General features: G+C 59.5%; 17 protein-coding genes. 10 read left to right on the top strand and 7 right to left on the bottom strand.

Going from position 1 to position 15,226, the window contains the following annotated elements:
- The first annotated feature begins 121 nt into the window (after positions 1-121).
- The 3 genes from CCX46_RS23300 (at position 122) to CCX46_RS23290 (ending at position 2,147) form a co-directional block, all read left to right on the top strand.
- Positions 122-784: a LysE family translocator gene (locus tag CCX46_RS23300; RefSeq protein ID WP_064389184.1), complete on the top strand. Its 663-nt coding sequence runs from the start codon at positions 122-124 to the stop codon at positions 782-784.
- A gap of 67 nt (positions 785-851) precedes the next feature.
- A complete protein-coding gene (locus CCX46_RS23295; protein ID WP_127929469.1) occupies positions 852-1,346 on the top strand; it encodes a GyrI-like domain-containing protein in 495 nt (164 codons plus the stop codon).
- A 312-nt stretch (positions 1,347-1,658) separates the two neighbouring features.
- Entirely contained in the window at positions 1,659-2,147 is a 489-nt protein-coding gene (locus tag CCX46_RS23290) for a GNAT family N-acetyltransferase (RefSeq protein WP_127929468.1), read from the top strand.
- A 136-nt stretch (positions 2,148-2,283) separates the two neighbouring features.
- On the opposite strand, the gene CCX46_RS23285 is transcribed toward CCX46_RS23290, so the two are convergent.
- Both CCX46_RS23285 and CCX46_RS23280 read right to left on the bottom strand, forming a co-directional pair.
- Positions 2,284-2,889, bottom strand: coding sequence for a pyridoxamine 5'-phosphate oxidase family protein (locus tag CCX46_RS23285; protein WP_038362583.1), 606 nt, complete (start codon positions 2,887-2,889; stop codon positions 2,284-2,286).
- Positions 2,890-2,907: 18 nt separating this feature from the next.
- Positions 2,908-3,393, bottom strand: coding sequence for a GNAT family N-acetyltransferase (locus tag CCX46_RS23280; RefSeq protein WP_127929467.1), 486 nt, complete (start codon positions 3,391-3,393; stop codon positions 2,908-2,910).
- Positions 3,394-3,533: 140 nt separating this feature from the next.
- On the opposite strand from CCX46_RS23280, the gene CCX46_RS23275 reads away from it, so the two are divergent.
- From CCX46_RS23275 to CCX46_RS23265, 3 genes are read left to right on the top strand one after another with little or no spacing between them, the layout of a single operon-like run.
- Positions 3,534-3,959 (top strand): YybH family protein, encoded by a 426-nt coding sequence (locus CCX46_RS23275; RefSeq protein ID WP_127929466.1) that lies wholly within the window; start codon positions 3,534-3,536, stop codon positions 3,957-3,959.
- Positions 3,960-3,999: 40 nt separating this feature from the next.
- The gene (locus tag CCX46_RS23270) at positions 4,000-4,344 is read left to right on the top strand and encodes a YciI family protein (protein WP_077574226.1); all 345 of its coding nucleotides are present in this window, start codon (positions 4,000-4,002) and stop codon (positions 4,342-4,344) included.
- Positions 4,337-5,578, top strand: a complete 1,242-nt coding sequence (locus CCX46_RS23265; RefSeq protein ID WP_127929465.1) for an RNA polymerase sigma factor — start codon at positions 4,337-4,339, stop codon at positions 5,576-5,578. The genes CCX46_RS23270 and CCX46_RS23265 overlap by 8 nt, the downstream gene beginning before the upstream one ends.
- Before the next feature lie 202 nt (positions 5,579-5,780).
- Here CCX46_RS23265 and CCX46_RS23260 read toward each other — a convergent pair whose 3' ends face one another.
- Positions 5,781-6,635, bottom strand: a complete 855-nt coding sequence (locus tag CCX46_RS23260) for a LysR family transcriptional regulator (protein WP_127929464.1) — start codon at positions 6,633-6,635, stop codon at positions 5,781-5,783.
- A gap of 89 nt (positions 6,636-6,724) precedes the next feature.
- Between CCX46_RS23260 and CCX46_RS23255 the strand changes: the two genes are divergently transcribed.
- Complete coding sequence (locus CCX46_RS23255) at positions 6,725-7,162, top strand: multidrug/biocide efflux PACE transporter (RefSeq protein ID WP_127929463.1); 438 nt, start codon at positions 6,725-6,727, stop codon at positions 7,160-7,162.
- Positions 7,163-7,279: 117 nt separating this feature from the next.
- On the opposite strand, the gene CCX46_RS23250 is transcribed toward CCX46_RS23255, so the two are convergent.
- Positions 7,280-8,038, bottom strand: a complete 759-nt coding sequence (locus tag CCX46_RS23250) for an SDR family NAD(P)-dependent oxidoreductase (protein WP_127929462.1) — start codon at positions 8,036-8,038, stop codon at positions 7,280-7,282.
- Positions 8,039-8,159: 121 nt separating this feature from the next.
- Here CCX46_RS23250 and CCX46_RS23245 point away from each other — a divergent pair, with 121 nt between their 5' ends.
- A complete protein-coding gene (locus CCX46_RS23245) occupies positions 8,160-9,056 on the top strand; it encodes a LysR family transcriptional regulator (protein ID WP_127929461.1) in 897 nt (298 codons plus the stop codon).
- Between the two features lie 124 nt (positions 9,057-9,180).
- On the opposite strand, the gene CCX46_RS23235 is transcribed toward CCX46_RS23245, so the two are convergent.
- Together CCX46_RS23235 and CCX46_RS23230 are read right to left on the bottom strand one after the other, a co-directional pair.
- Entirely contained in the window at positions 9,181-10,794 is a 1,614-nt protein-coding gene (locus tag CCX46_RS23235) for an inorganic phosphate transporter (RefSeq protein ID WP_127929460.1), read from the bottom strand.
- Between the two features lie 224 nt (positions 10,795-11,018).
- Entirely contained in the window at positions 11,019-12,041 is a 1,023-nt protein-coding gene (locus CCX46_RS23230) for a transporter (RefSeq protein WP_099756971.1), read from the bottom strand.
- Between the two features lie 277 nt (positions 12,042-12,318).
- On the opposite strand from CCX46_RS23230, the gene CCX46_RS23225 reads away from it, so the two are divergent.
- On the top strand, positions 12,319-13,941 hold the full coding sequence (locus tag CCX46_RS23225; protein ID WP_127929459.1) for a methyl-accepting chemotaxis protein: 1,623 nt from the start codon (positions 12,319-12,321) through the stop codon (positions 13,939-13,941).
- A 110-nt stretch (positions 13,942-14,051) separates the two neighbouring features.
- Entirely contained in the window at positions 14,052-14,498 is a 447-nt protein-coding gene (locus CCX46_RS23220) for a hypothetical protein (protein ID WP_127929458.1), read from the top strand.
- A gap of 379 nt (positions 14,499-14,877) precedes the next feature.
- Here CCX46_RS23220 and CCX46_RS23215 read toward each other — a convergent pair whose 3' ends face one another.
- Positions 14,878-15,183, bottom strand: coding sequence for a PepSY domain-containing protein (locus CCX46_RS23215; RefSeq protein ID WP_127929457.1), 306 nt, complete (start codon positions 15,181-15,183; stop codon positions 14,878-14,880).
- Positions 15,184-15,226: the final 43 nt, after the last annotated feature.

Below are 15,226 nucleotides of genomic sequence, written 5' to 3'. Positions count from 1 at the left end.
AAGCGCCCGGAACCGTCCGAGCGACGCTGGTCACTGCGGTGACCTGTGGCGGAAGATAAGGGCTGTGATGGCATACTGTCCAGCGCGTTTTTCAAACATTTTTGCCCAAGGAAATCGGTAGATGGAATTCACCAGCGGCTTCTTGCTGAGCCTTTCGCTGTGCCTGGATATCGGCGTGGCCAACATCGCCATGATCACCCTGGCGATGCAGCGCGGTTACTTTCAGGGCTTTGCTCTGGGCCTCGGCACCTGTGTCGGCGACCTGATTTACGCGGTGCTGGCGCTGGCCGGAATGACGGTTTTGCTGCAATACGAAACCGTGCGCTGGGTGCTGTGGATCGGTGGTTCGGTGCTGCTGATCTACTTTGCGGCAAAGATGATCTACTCGGCGATCCATCACGAAGCGCTGCTAGCCGAGACAGCGGAAGTGGGGCAGAACTCCCATCGCAAGGAGTTCTTCCGGGGGATTTTTCTCGCCATGTCATCGCCAAGCGCGATTCTCTGGTTTGCAGCGGTCGGCGGCACCTTGATTGCCCGTTCCGGTGGCGGCGGCCCTTTGAGTTCGGCGCTGTTCCTTGGCGGTTTCCTTTGCGCCGGACTGCTGTGGTCGGCGGGTTTGTGCTTCGCGGCGAGCCACGGCGGCAAACTGCTGGGCGACAAGCTGTTGCGCTATTCCTACCTGGCATCTGCAGCAATCTTCTGCTATTTCGCGGTCTACGTGATCGTATCCGGCTATAACGAGTTTGTCGGTTCGGGCGCCGTCGAGCAGTTGCATTCGCTGTAAGCGTGCGAATTGGGTTTGGCTTTCTATACTCCCAGCCGAACCCCTTTTTTGTTCCAGGAGTCGAGTCATGGATGAGCAAACACGCGTCGAAGTGGCTGAACCTCGCTTCGAACATGGACACTTCCTGCTGATTGCAGGCTTTCGCGGTCGATTTACCCAAGACACAGCCAAAGACATTCCGGCGTTGTGGGAAAAGTTCTTGCCGCACCTGGGAAAGATCCAAGGGCAAAAGAACGAAGTGACCTACGGTGTCTGCAGCAACTTCGATGGCAAGGGCGGCTTCGATTACATCGCCGGGGTGGAAATCAGCAAGCTCGATGACCTCGACCAGAAGGTCTACCAGTGGGTGGAAGTGCTGCCCCGGCAATACGCGGTGTTCGAGCACAAGGGACCGCTCGATCAGTTGCCGCAAACCCTGCAATACATCTACAAGACCTGGTTGCCGACCTCTCATTACGTGGAGCTCAACGCCCCGGAGCTGGAGCGCTACAGCGCCGATTTCAATCCGAAGCTGCACACCGGCAAGCTGGAAATCTGCGTGCCGGTCGATACCAAGGCCTGAGCCCGCAGCAGTGAGGCGGATCAATGATCCGCCTCAGGCTTTCAACGCTGTTTACGCCGCGTACGCAGCAGGTCGACTGCCAGCGTGATAAAGCCGAAGGTACTGATGCCCAACACCATCAACAGACCGATCTGCACGCTGCTCATAAGTTGTTTCCCCCCAAGGGTGACTAGAGACACACCTGAGAAATAGCCCGCCCCGAACCCGAAGAAAAGCGCTTATACGCAAGCTTTACGCCGTCCGTGCGGATCGATATGCAGGCCTTATTCCTTTATGCTTTCGGCACTTTCTTCTGCTGATTTCCGAGCCGCCATGAACACCGTTATCCGCAACGTCACCGCCGCCGACCTGGACCGCTGCTACGCCATCGAAACCGTCGCTTACGAAGGTGACGAAGCGGCCACCCTCGAGAAGATCGCTACGCGCATTGCCACTTGGCCAGAGGGCTTTATCGTTGCCGAGGTAGATGGCGTGGTGGCGGGTTTCGTCAACTCCGGCGCGGCGTTTGACGTGCAGATGTCGGACGAGGCGTTCAAGGAACTGATCGGCCATGACCCGAAAGGCCCGAACGTGGTGATCATGTCGGTGGTGGTGCACCCGGATTATCAGGGGCAGGGATTGGCCAAGCGCTTGATGGGCGAGTTCATCGAGCGCATGCGCGGGATGGATAAAGCGACGATTCACCTGATGTGCAAGGAGAAGCATATTCCGTTGTATGCCGGGTTTGGCTTTGCCTACATCAAGCCGTCGGAGTCGGATCACGGCGGCATGGCGTGGCACGAGATGATCCTGACCCTCTAACCCAACACTGATACTGATCGTTCCCACGCTCCGCGTGGGAATGCCTCCTGTGACGCTCTGCGTCACGACTTTGGGACGCAGAGCGTCCCCGGCTGCATTCCCACGCAGAGCGTGGGAACGATCATTTACGGGAGTATCAGTAGAGGGTGTCACTTACTCTTTTCGGGGCTTCGCGGTCGTAGGTTTCGGCGTCGAACTCGCCATCGTTCAGACGTTTGTGGAAGGCACCGGCAGAGGGCAGGGCCGAGCGCGGCAGATGCGTTTCAGGATTCCACGCATCCGAGCGGACGAAGGCTTTCGAGCAATGAAAGAACGCCGCTTCCACCGTCACCAGCAACACCGTTTTCGCCGGTTTGCCATTCACCGCAAAGCTTTCCAGCAACTGCGGCTCCGCGCTGATCGTCGCCGTGCCATTAACCCGCAACGTTTCACCAATCCCCGGAATGATGAACAGCAGCGACACCCGCGAATCCTGCAGCACATTGCGCAGGGTATCGATGCGGTTGTTGCCCGGGCGATCCGGCAGGGCCAGGGTGCGCTCATCGATGATCCGCACAAACCCGGGCTTGTCCCCGCGCGGCGAATTATCGAGGCCATCGGCGCCCACCGAGCTGACGATGACCAGCGGCGAAACCCGCACCATCGCCTGATAATCCTCGTTGAGAAAACCGATCTGCTTGCGCACCGCCCGCTCGTGGGGCAGTCCGTAAATCGCTTCCAGCGCTTCGATTGAATCGATCATCGTGCATCCCTCGATGACTTAGAAAACCAGGCCCATGCGCCGTTCGTAACCGATCCGGCCCTTGTACGCTTCACCGCTGTCGACGTAGCCGTGTTTGGCGTACAGGGCGATGGCCGCGTCGTTATCCGCATCTACTGACAATTCCAGCCCCTTGATCTCCGGCCAAGCCTGACGCGCAACCTCGGGCAGCGCTTGCAGACAGGCCTTGCCGAAACCCTTGCCCTGCGCGCGGCGATCGACCTGCAACGCATGCAAGGTGGCGCTGTGCTCATTGGCCCAGGCGGGCAACACCGGCGGGCGCTTGAGCAGCAGAAACGCCACCGGCACGTCATCCGCCAACAGCGCGAAACCTTTCACGCCGGGGCCGGGTTTCGACAGCAGGGTGTGCAAGGCACCGTGGATATCGCCGGAGAACTTGATCTGCTCGGCATGGATTTCAATCGCCTCGACTTGCTGACGCTGCAAGGCGTTCAGGCTGTCGTACGGCACGAGTTGGGCTGACACGGGAATTTCCTTTTTCCTACAAGGTAAGTCGCGGATTCTAGCGATTTTGTCTTCTGTAGAATTTTTTTGTTTGCTCTGTCGATCTGCCCAATCGCCGAACGACTAAGGGTGTCTTCACAACAAAAACCACGGAGAACAGCATGAGCGCACAATCTGAAATCCAGACCCTGATCAACACCTACCGCGAAGCCGTCATGACCAAGGACGTGGAGAAAGTCATGGCGTTGTATGCCGATGACATCGTCTCCTTCGACGCGATCAAGGCCCTGCAATTCAAGGGCAAGCCCGCCTACCGCGCGCACTGGGTCGAGTGCATGGAAATGTGTCCAGGCCCGCACATTTTCGAATTCCACGAAATCGCCATCGAAAGCGCCGACAACATCGCCTTCGCCCACTGGGTAGCGAACTGCGGCGGCACCAACGACAAGGGCGAAACCCAGAGCTGCTGGATGCGCGTCACCGCCTGCTATCGGCAGGTCGGCGGGGCGTGGAAAATCGCACACGAACACTGGTCGGCGCCGTTCGATCCGATGAGCGGCGCGACCCTGTTCGATGTGACTCCCTGATCTTCAGCCATAGTTGAACCGTCCGATTCAGGAGAACGCCATGAAGTATCTATGCTTGGTCTACAGCGATGAGCGCCTGCTGCATTCGTCGCCCGACAGCCCGGAAGACGCCGAGTGCTGGGCCTACGCCGAGTCGATTCAGGGCAGCGGGCGGATGGTTGCCGCCGAAGCGCTGGAGTCGGTGCAGACCGCCACCACGGTGCGTATGCGCAACGGCAAACTGTCGATTACCGATGGCCCGTTTGCCGAAACCAAGGAGCAACTGGCCGGCTTCTACCTGATCGACGCCAAAGATCTCAACGAAGCGCTTCAGGTCGCCGGCAACATTCCGGCCGCGCGGGTTGGCAGCGTTGAAGTGCGGCCGGTGCGGCAGTTGAATGTCTGAAGTTCGGGCGCGGGTCGAGCAGGTCTATCGCGAAGACTCGCGGCGGATTCTGGCGACGCTGATTCGTCTGCTCGGTGATTTCGACCTCGCCGAAGAGGCCTTGCATGAGGCGTTCTTCGTCGCGGTCGAACGCTGGCAACGCGACGGCGTGCCCGACAACCCGCGCACTTGGCTGGTGTCCACCGGGCGCTTCAAGGCGATTGATGTGTTACGCCGCCGCGCACGGTTCAAGGCCTCGCAACCCTTGCTGTTGGCGCAACTGGAAGAACTGGAACAGGCAGACTGGAGTGGCGAAGACGTGGAAGACGATCGCCTGCGGCTGATCTTCACCTGCTGCCACCCGGCGCTGGCGGCGGATGCGCAAGTGCCGCTGACCTTGCGTGAAGTCTGCGACCTGACCACCGAGGAAATCGCCCGCGCCTTTCTCTCCGCGCCGGCGGCAATTGCCCAGCGCATCGTGCGCGCCAAAGCCAAGATCCGTGATGCGAAAATCCCTTATCAAGTACCGAGCCTGAGGGAATTGCCCGAACGCCTCGACAGTGTGTTGCGGGTGATTTATCTGGTGTTCAACGAGGGGTATTCGGCGTCGGGCGGGGCTGAATTGACGCGTGAGGATCTGACCCGTGAGGCGATCAGGCTGGGGCGGTTGTTGATGGAGTTGCTGCCAGAGCCGGAGGTGATGGGGCTGTTGGCGATGATGCTGTTGCACGAATCGCGACGGGCGGCGCGCACTTCGCCGAGTGGTGAGTTGGTGCTGCTGGATGATCAGGATCGATCTCAGTGGGATGCCGGGCTGATTGCTGAAGGTTGTGCGCTGGTTGAGCGTGCGCTGACCACGCGGCGGTTTGGACCGTATTGTTTGCAGGCGGCGATTGCGGCGGTGCATGCCGAGGCGCCGACGGCTGGGGAGACGGATTGGGAGCAGATCGTTGGTTTGTATGACGTGCTGTTGCGGGCGGTGCCTTCGCCGGTGATTGAGTTGAATCGGGCGGTGGCGGTGGCCAAGCGCGACGGGGCGTTGGCAGGGTTGAATCTGATTGAAGGGATTTTGGCGCGAGGAGAGCTGCAGGATTACCACTTGGCGCATTCGGCTCGGGCGGAGTTTTGTCGGCAGTTGGGCAGGGTGGAAGAGGCGAGGACGGCGTATTTGCGGGCGTTGGAGCTGACTCGACAAGAGCCGGAGCGGCGGTTTATTCAAGGGCGGCTCATGGTGCTGGAATTGCCCTCACCCTAGCCCTCTCCCAGAGGGAGAGGGGACTGATTGGGGATTGCTGTAGAACTACGCCGACCTGAAAGCTCAGTTGTGAATCCATAATCGACTCGGTCTTCCAGGTCGATGTCTGACGCAAGACACCTCGGTCGGCTCCCTCTCCCTCCGGGAGAGGGCTGGGGTGAGGGGCTTTTGACTTCAGGCTTGCCAGCGATTGGCAGCGCCGCTATTCCAGCATCTTGCTCAACAACCAGCTCCCCGCCGGCCCCGGCGGATACAGCCGCGACCACAACGCATCGACAAACACCGGTTTCGGCCAGCCGCGCACTTTCAACTCCACCAACAGATCATTGCCGAAGCGCTGCGCCAGCCAACGCGGCAACGGCGCCCAGCCAAAACCTTTTTCGGCCATTTCCAGCAGCATCAGATAACTCGGTGCCGACCACACCCGACCTTTGCCGCGACTGTCATAGGGATTGACGATGGTCGCCAGACGCAGCTCGCGGTGCTGCTCCAGCACATGCTGATCAATGTGATCAAGCTTCGCCAGCGGATGCTCACGACTGACGAACAAGGCAATTTCGGTGCGCTCGGCCACGGTCGAGGTGACCAGATCCGGCGGGTAGCTCTCTTGCATTTCGGCGAATGCCAGATGCGCACGACCACGCTGGACCAACTCGACGAGGTCATCGCATTCAGCGATCAGACATTCCAGTTCCAGATCCGGATAACGCTGCTCAAACCCGACCAACGCCGCTTCAAAACGGTCCGACTGATAGGTATCGGAAATCGCCACCGTCAGCTTCGGTTCGACGCCTTGGGACAACTGCCGCGCAGTCATTTCCATGCGACTGCTGGCCGCCAGAATCGCCTCGGCGCGTTGCAGCATCACATGCCCGGCGGGAGTCAGCGTCGGTTTGCGGCTGCTGCGATCGAACAACTGCAGATCCAGATCAATCTCCAGGCTGGCCACCGCCGCGCTGATGGTCGACTGACTGCGCCCGAGCTTGCGCGCCGCTGCCGAAAACGAACCTTGCGTGGCAGCCTGGACAAACGCCAACAGCACTTCTTGCGAGATCATCAACTATCGCCTTGATCGATGGTTATTGATTATGAAGTATCGGTTTTAGGATGGATCATGGCAACCATCTTCACTCAAGGACTCGGGCTATGACTGCCAATAAATCCATCACTGAACGTATTTTTCAGGCCATCGGTTTCGAACTGCTGGCGATTCTGATCTGCACCCCGTTGCTGGCGTGGATCATGCAAAAACCGATGCTTGAAATGGGCGCGGTGACGGTGTTGATTGCCATGCTGGCGTTGGGTTGGAACGTGGTGTTCAACCGCTTCTTCGATCGCCTGCTGGCGCGTATGAACGTTGCGCACAATGCATGGGTACGGGTGGTGCACGCACTGCTGTTCGAGGGTGGTTTGATCGTGATGGGCGTGCCGTTGATTGCCTGGTGGCTGTCGGTCAGCCTGTGGCAGGCGTTTTTGCTCGACATCGGCGTGTTGCTGTTTTTCCTGCCGTACACCTACGTGTATCACTGGGGCTATGACGTAGTGCGTGAGCGCTTCATGACCCGCGACGCCTGCCAAGGCTAACACCACCCCGTGTAGGAGCTGCCGAAGGCTGCGATCTTTTGCTCTTGATTTTTAAGCGCAAGATCAAAAGATCGCAGCCTTCGGCAGCTCCCACAAGGGAAAGTATTTCAGCGTTAGTTAGAGGAACATACCGCCGGATGCCTCAACACGCTGGCCATTGATCCACTGTCCACCCGGCGACAGCAGCAGCGCCAACGCTCCGCCAATATCATCCGGCTGACCGGCTCGGCCCAGCGCGGTGTTGCTGGCGACCATCGCATTCAGCGCCGAGTTGTCGCGTACTGCGCCACCACCGAAGTCAGTTTCGATGGCGCCCGGAGCAAGAATATTTACGCCAATCTTCCGCGTACCCAGCTCCTTGGCCTGATAACGGGTCAGCACTTCCATTGCACCCTTCATCGCCGCGTATGCGCCGTAACCCGGCAAGCTGAAGCGGGTCAAGCCGCTGGAGATGTTGATGATCCGTCCGCCATCGTTGATCAGTGACAACAGTTGCTGAGTCAGGAAAAACGGTCCCTTCAATTGAATATTCATCAGCAGATCGAACTGCTCCGGCGTGGTTTCGGCGAACAGCGCGTGCACGCCAATGCCGGCATTGTTGATCAGGAAATCAAAGCGCTGACGTTTGAAGGTTTCCTGCAACGCGTGCTCAACCTGCGCACCGAAACCGGCAAAACTCTCGCTGCGGCTGACATCCAGTTGCAGCATCACGGCTTTGCCGCCGAATTTTTCCAGTTCAAGCACCAGCGCCTGGGCTTCATCGGCGCGGCTGTTGTAGGTGCCGATGATGTCGATGCCTTGAGCAGCGAGGTGCAGCGCTGCGTTTTTGCCCAGGCCACGACTGGCGCCAGTGATCAATGCGATTTTGCGGTTCATGGAAGCTTCCTCGATTGCGGTGAGTGGTGATGGGACTCAGTTTATTTATCCGCCCTAAGGTGATAAACAGAGCTAAGCCGGAATCACTGATCGGATTAGCCGAACAATCTACAGGTGCCTCATGAACAAGTTGGAACTGCTGCGCACCTTCGTGCGGGTCAGCGAACTGTCGAGTTTTACCCTCGCCGGGGAAAATCTCGGCCTGCCACGCTCCACCGTGTCGGAACATGTGCAGGCGCTGGAAGCGTTACTCGGCACGCGCCTGCTGCAACGCACCACACGCAAAGTACAGGCGACGCAGGACGGTCTGGTGCTGTACGAACGCAGCAAGGATCTGCTCTCGCACATGGATGAGATCGAAGGCTTGTTCCGCCAGGACGAGGCGTCGCTGACCGGGCGCATTCGTGTCGACCTGCCGAACATTCTCGCGCGGCGCCTGATCATGCCGCGCTTGCCGCAGTTCATGGATCGCCACCCGAATCTGGAACTGGAAATCAGCAGCACCGATCGCCGCGTCGACTTGCTCAGCGAAGGGTTCGATTGCGTGGTGCGGATTGGCGCGCAGCCCGATCAATCGGTGGTCGCGCGGCACCTCGGGGACTTCCCCATGGTCAACTGCGCCAGCCCCGCGTACCTCGAGCGCTACGGCGTGCCGGAGTCGCTGGAAGATCTCGCGCAGCATCGACTGGTGCATTACGTCGGCGTATTGGGTTCGCGTTCGGAAGGGTTCGTGTACGAGGAGGGCGGTCAGGTTAAACGCTTGCCGATGGCTGGCAGCATTACTGTCAACAGCACTGACGCTTACGAGGCGGCGTGCCTCGGTGGTTTTGGTCTGACGCAGGTACCGCGCACCGGCATGCAGCCGCATCTGGAAAACGGCGAACTGGTGACCGTGTTGCCGCAGTTCACGGCGCCGGCGATGGGGATTTCATTGTTGTATGCGCGGCAACGGCATTTGCCCTTGCGAGTGCGAGTGTTCATGGATTGGCTGGGCGATCTGATCCGCTCGGCGCTCTAACCCTGAACACCGGTCAAAACTGTAGGAGTGAGCCTGCTCGCGATAGCGGTGTGTCAGTTTAATCAATGTTGACTGATACACCGCTATCGCGAGCAGGCTCACTCCTACAGGGGACTTTCTTCGGTCAGAAGATCTGGGTGAACAGCCAATAGAGGCTGCCTGACAGCAGGATCGCCGCCGGTAGGGTCAGCACCCACGCCATCAACAGATTGCGGATGGTCTTCATCTGCAACCCGCCACCGTTGGCAACCATGGTTCCGGCTACACCGGATGACAACACATGCGTCGTCGAAACGGGCAAACCAAACATGTCCGCCGCGCCAATGGTCAACATCGCCACGGTTTCCGCCGAGGCACCTTGCGCATAGGTCAGGTGGGTCTTGCCGATCTTCTCGCCGACCGTCACCACAATCCGCTTCCAGCCAACCATGGTGCCCAACCCGAGCGCGATGGCCACGGCGATCTTCACCCACAGCGGAATAAATCGCGTGGCGTTGTCGATCTGTTGTTTGAACAGTTGCAGTTTGCTGCTGGTATCAGCGTCGAAATTGCCGACCTTGTTCTTGTCCATCAGGCGAATGCTTTCGCTGGCCAGGTACATGTCGTTACGCACGTTGCCCATGGCTTCGGCCGGGACTTTCGCCAGCGAACCGTAGCCTTTGACTTCTTCACCAATGTGCCCGGTGAGGGCGGCGAGGGCGGGGATCAGTTGCGGCGTGGCGTCTTTGCTGCGCACGTAATCGGAAAGGACTGCACGCGGATCGGCCGGCGTCGGCAGCGGCGCACTTTTCACCAGCGCTTGCTGGGTGACTTGTGCCACCGCGGCGAACTGCAACGATTGTTCTTCTGGCATCGTGCGGTTCAAGGCATAGGCCATTGGCAGCGTACCGACCAGAATCAACATGATCAGGCCCATGCCTTTCTGGCCGTCGTTGGAGCCGTGGGCGAAGGACACGCCGGTGCAGGTCAGAATCAGCAAACCGCGAATCCACCACGGTGGCGGCGTGTTGCCTTCAGGTGCCTTGTACAGCGAACGATTCTTCACGAAGGCGCGCAGTGCCAGCAGCAACAGTGCCGCACAACCGAAACCCACCAACGGCGAGAGCAGCAACGCATAACCGATCTTGGTCGCCTGCGCCCAATCGACACCGCTGGTGCCGTCGCGGCCATGCATCAAGGCATTGGCGACGCCGACGCCGATGATCGAACCGATCAAAGTGTGGGACGACGAGGCCGGTAAACCCAGCCACCAGGTGCCGAGGTTCCACAGGATCGCCGCAATCAGCAGAGCAAAGATCATCGAGAAACCGGCTGACGAACCGACCTGCAGAATCAACTCCACCGGCAGCAAGGCGATGATGCCGAACGCCACCGCGCCGCTCGAAAGCAGCACGCCGAGAAAGTTGAAGAACCCCGACCAGACCACCGCCACGTTCGGCGGCAACGAGTGGGTGTAAATCACCGTCGCGACGGCGTTGGCGGTGTCGTGGAAACCGTTGACGAACTCGAAACCCAGGGCAATCAGCAGCGCCACACCGAGCAGCAGAAACGGCGTCCAGGTGGTGACCACCGTGCCGAGTTCGTGCATGTCGTGCATCAGGCTGTAGGCGGTGAACAGCATCCCCATCGCCAGCACGGCGAAAAAGATCACGTAGGTAAACGGGCTGGTTTTCTTGTCGAGGGCTGGCCTGCCGCTGGCGGCGGACGCGGGGCTGGCGGTCAGGGAGGGAGTAGCCATGGCAGGACAATCCTGAGCGAGGGAAGGAATGTCGCCCATGATCGTTGCAGAATGTTACAGAGAGACTGCGCCATGTCAGTGTTTGGCTGATTAACCCAACCGTCGGTCTTCTGCTCGTTCCCACGCTCTGCGTGGGAATGACGCCCGGGACGCTCCGCGTCCCTGTGACGCAGAGCGTCACTTGATGCATTCCCACGCAGAGCGTGGGAACGAGCGTTCAGGCGTCAGTAGTCTCCGCGCTTGCGAAACGCCCAACGCCCGGCAATCACGGTAAACGTCGCCACCAGTGCGACCAATATCCAGAACCCCTCCGGATCCTGCGACAACGGCACCCCGCCCACATTCATCCCGAAAAAACCGGCAATGATGTTGATCGGCAGCGCCAGCACAGTCACCACCGTCAGAGTAAACAGCGTACGGTTGCTCTGCTCGTTGAGGTTGGCGGCGATCTCTTCCTGGAGCAGTTTGATCCGCTCGCCGAGGGCCGTGAGGTCGTTGATGATCAGCGCAAACTCCTCGGTGGATTTGCGCAGCTCCTTGACGTCTTCCTTCTGCAACCATGGCGGCGGCCGATTGAGCAGACGCAGCAGCGAACCCGGCTCCAGCGCCAGCAGCCGCTGCAAACGTACCAGCACGCGGCGATTGGCACCGAGTTCAGCGCGGTTGGTCGACAACCGCGAGGAAAGCAATTCGTCCTCGACCTGATCGACGCTCATGCTGGTCTTGCGCACGATCTGCGTCAGCACTTCGCCTTGATCGCGCAGCAGATGCACAAGCAACTCCGAGGGCGAACGAAAGCGTTCGCCGGCCTTCACCGATGAGCGCAATTTGTCCACCGAGTGCAGCGGTTGCAAGCGCGCACTGACGATCAGTTTGCTGCGCACACAAACCCACAGCGTCGACACGTCCGAAGAGACCATGCTGCTGAGGTTGAACACCACATCGTTGACCACCGCCAGCAACGCCGAATCGACATGTTCGATACGCGTCGAACGCGAGCCTTCGTGCAGCGCCTCGAAAAACTCTTCAGGCAATTGCAGATGACTTTTCATCCAGCGTTCGCACGCCGCATGCGCAAGATTGAGGTGCAGCCAGAGGAATTCGCCCGTGTCGTTGTCGTCCTGCAAACAGCGCAACGCTGTCGCCGAATCGACTTCGCGGCCACGTTCGCCGGGCAGGAAACGAAAGCCGTAGAGCAGGCCAAACAGATCAGGATCGCGATGGCTGATATCGAGGCTGTGGTTCATGAAGGCTCGCTGCGAGGAGGGTGCGTCGGTCGCGCAAATGGCAGGTTCACTGAGCCGCATCATCGCAATGTCACATGACATTTATATGACAGCAAGGTGACGTCAAATCAGCGACTTACCGACGGTCGGATTTTCTTCAAGAAGCCCTCTGGCGCGCCGATCACAGGTGCGTTAGGTTGCGCGCCATTTGCCATGAGCCAAGGCTCGCCGACATGGATGTCCGGCAAAATTTCACGCCTTACCGGGCGTACCTCATCCCTGTCTTGAGTATCTTGCGATGCTGCAAAAATCCCTGAGAGCGCAAATTCTCGCCTTGCTGAGCGGCAGCCTGCTGGCGGTGCTGTTGATTGCGCTGGCCTGTTTTCATTTCCTGTCCAACGGCGTGCAAAGCTACAGCCAATTGATCGCCGGTCCCCTGCACACCTCGCAGCTGATCGACGAAGCCAACCTGCAATTCAAGGTGCAGGTGCAGGAGTGGAAAAACGTCCTGCTGCGCGGCAAGCAACCGGCGGATCTGGCCAAGTATTGGGGGCAGTTCGAAGATCGTCAGCGCGATGTGCAGAAGATCCTTGGTGAACTGGCCAGCCAGAAAGGCATAGAGCCCAGCCTGAAATCGCGCATTGAACGTTTGCGTGAAGAACACCGCCAGTTGGGTAGCGCTTATCAGAAGGGACGTGATGCCTACGTGGCTGCTGGTGGTGATCCGACGGTGGGTGACGCGGCGGTCAAAGGCGTCGACCGCGCCGCCAGCGATCAGATGAGCGAGCTGGTCGCCGAGTTGCGCAAGCAAGGCACTGCGCAGTCGGCGCTGATCAGTGCCGATGCTGATCGCACCGTGTGGCTGGGGCTGCTGGTGATGCTCGCGTCGGGCCTGCTGATCGGCTTGTTGAGCCTGTGGCTGGTCAACCGCAACCTGGTCGAACCGATCCGCAAACTCATCGATTACGTCACTCAGTTGAGTCGCGGCAAACTCGCCGAACGCGTGGTCAGCGACCGTCAGGATGAACTGGGCAATCTCGCCGCTGCGGCCAACACCCTGCGCGATTTCCTCGCCGACACCTTCACCCGTTTGCAACGCAGCGCGTCGGATCTGGACAGCGCCAGCGGTGAGTTGAACGCGATCGCCACGACCATGGCCGGTGGCACCAACGAGCAGTTCAACCGCACCGATCAGGTGGCCACGGCGATGAACGAAATGTCCGCCACCGCGCAAGAAGTCGCGCGTCACGCCGCTGATGCCGCGCGTGCTGCCGACGATGCCGATCAGTCCGCCCAACAGGGTGAAAAGGTCATGCAGAGCACTATTCACTCGATCACCCAGATGCGCGGTGAAATCGCCAACACCGCCACGGTGATCCGTCGTCTGGAAGCCGACAGCGGCCGCATCGGCAAAGTGCTGGAAGTGATTCGCGGCATCGCCGAGCAGACCAACCTGCTGGCGCTCAACGCTGCGATCGAAGCGGCGCGCGCCGGTGAGGCCGGGCGTGGTTTCGCCGTGGTTGCCGATGAAGTGCGCAACCTCGCGCAGCGCACGGCGGAGTCGATCATCGAGATCAACCAGATCATTCAGAGCGTGCAGACCGGTGCGGTGGACGCGGCGCAAGCCATCGACAGCGGCCAGACGCGCAGTGACGAAAGCGTTGAACAGGTGACCCAGGCCGGCGCGATGCTGGAGCGTATCACTCACGCGGTGGAGGCGATCCGCGACATGAACCGTCAGATCGCTACTGCTGCGGAAGAGCAGACCTCGGTGGCCGAAGACATCTCGCGCAATCTCACCGAAATCACTTCGATCGCCAGCACCAACCTCGACAACGTGCAACGCACCGAAAGTGCCAGCCAGAACCTGCATGGTCTGTCCGGGCAACTGAACGAAGTCACCGCGCGCCTGAGCGCCTGACGCCATCGACTGTGTACCGGTTCGGATACCGAGTCGGTACACAGTCGATCTCAATTACCTGCGGCCGTGGTCGATGACCGGTTATCTATAACCGGCATTGGAGCCTTTCCATGGTGAGCATCACTTCTGTTTCGATCAATCAGACCGTCACCACACCTTCGAGCAAAACCGCAATCAGCGACGTCGGTGACGATACCTCGACCACGGCAGCCGCCAGCACTGGCGCTACGGCCGATACCGGTAAAGTCGCCGCCGGTGGTGGGGCCGCTCCGGCGGGTGACAGCAGCTCCAGCAGCAGCGAAGAATCGGACTCGGTGAAGGAACTGCGCAAGCAGATTGCCGAACTGCAGAAGCAATTGCAGGAAGAGCAACAGGCGTTGCAAGCGGCCCAGGCGAAGCAGGAAAATTCTGATGCGAAGGTCGCCGAGGTGGCTGCCGCCCAAGCGCAGATCACCGCCACTTCGGCCTCCCTGTCCACCGCCACAGCCTCATTGTTGCAGGCGTTGCAGGATTCCGACTCGAGCACCTCGGGTTCGCTGGTCAGCACCTCGGCGTGATGCCCTTTCGCCTCACCCTAGCCCTCTCCCGAGGGAGAGGGGACTGACCGTGGTGACTATTCGAGGTACGCCGACCTGAAATATCGAGTCGCACTCAGGCCTTGAATAGCCCCCGATCGGCTCCCTTTCCCCCCTAGCCCTCTCCCAGAGGGAGAGGGGACTGACCGGGGTGATTATTTGAGTTGCGCCGACCTGAAATATCGAGTCGAACTCAGGTCTTGAATAGCCCCCGATCGGCTCCCTTTCCCCCTCGCCCCCTTGGGGGAGAGGGCTGGGGTGAGGGGGAGAAAATCTCACTGACAACCCATCACCAGGCCAAACACCAGACACAAAAAAGCCGCACGATCTCTCAATCGTGCGGCTTGCTTTATACCAGGTATCAAGTGTCTTGCTTGTTGCTCAGCACCTTGCCAGTGGTCGCATCAAAGTCCACATCAAACTCTTTACCATCAGCCGTCTTCAGCTCAACTTCATACTCATAACCATTGAAGTGGTTATCCAGATCCGTGTCGGTAATAGTCGCACCCGGATGCAGTTCCAGCGCTTCGGCGTTCATCGACTCCAGCGACTTGATCTTGCCTTCCTTGACCAGTTGCGGAATCTGGTCAACGCGAACATCAGCCTGGGCCAGGCCAGCGGTAAGAGTCAGGGCAGCGGCAGTAAACAGGGCAGTCAAAGTTTTCATCGGTTCATTCCTTGGGGTGATTCGTTTAAGTGGCCTCAGGTTA

This window comes from Pseudomonas sp. RU47 (genome assembly GCF_004011755.1).
Lineage (GTDB): Bacteria > Pseudomonadota > Gammaproteobacteria > Pseudomonadales > Pseudomonadaceae > Aquipseudomonas.
The sequence above is the reverse complement of the archived record's forward strand: the minus strand, read 5'-3'. Positions and strand labels throughout refer to the sequence as shown.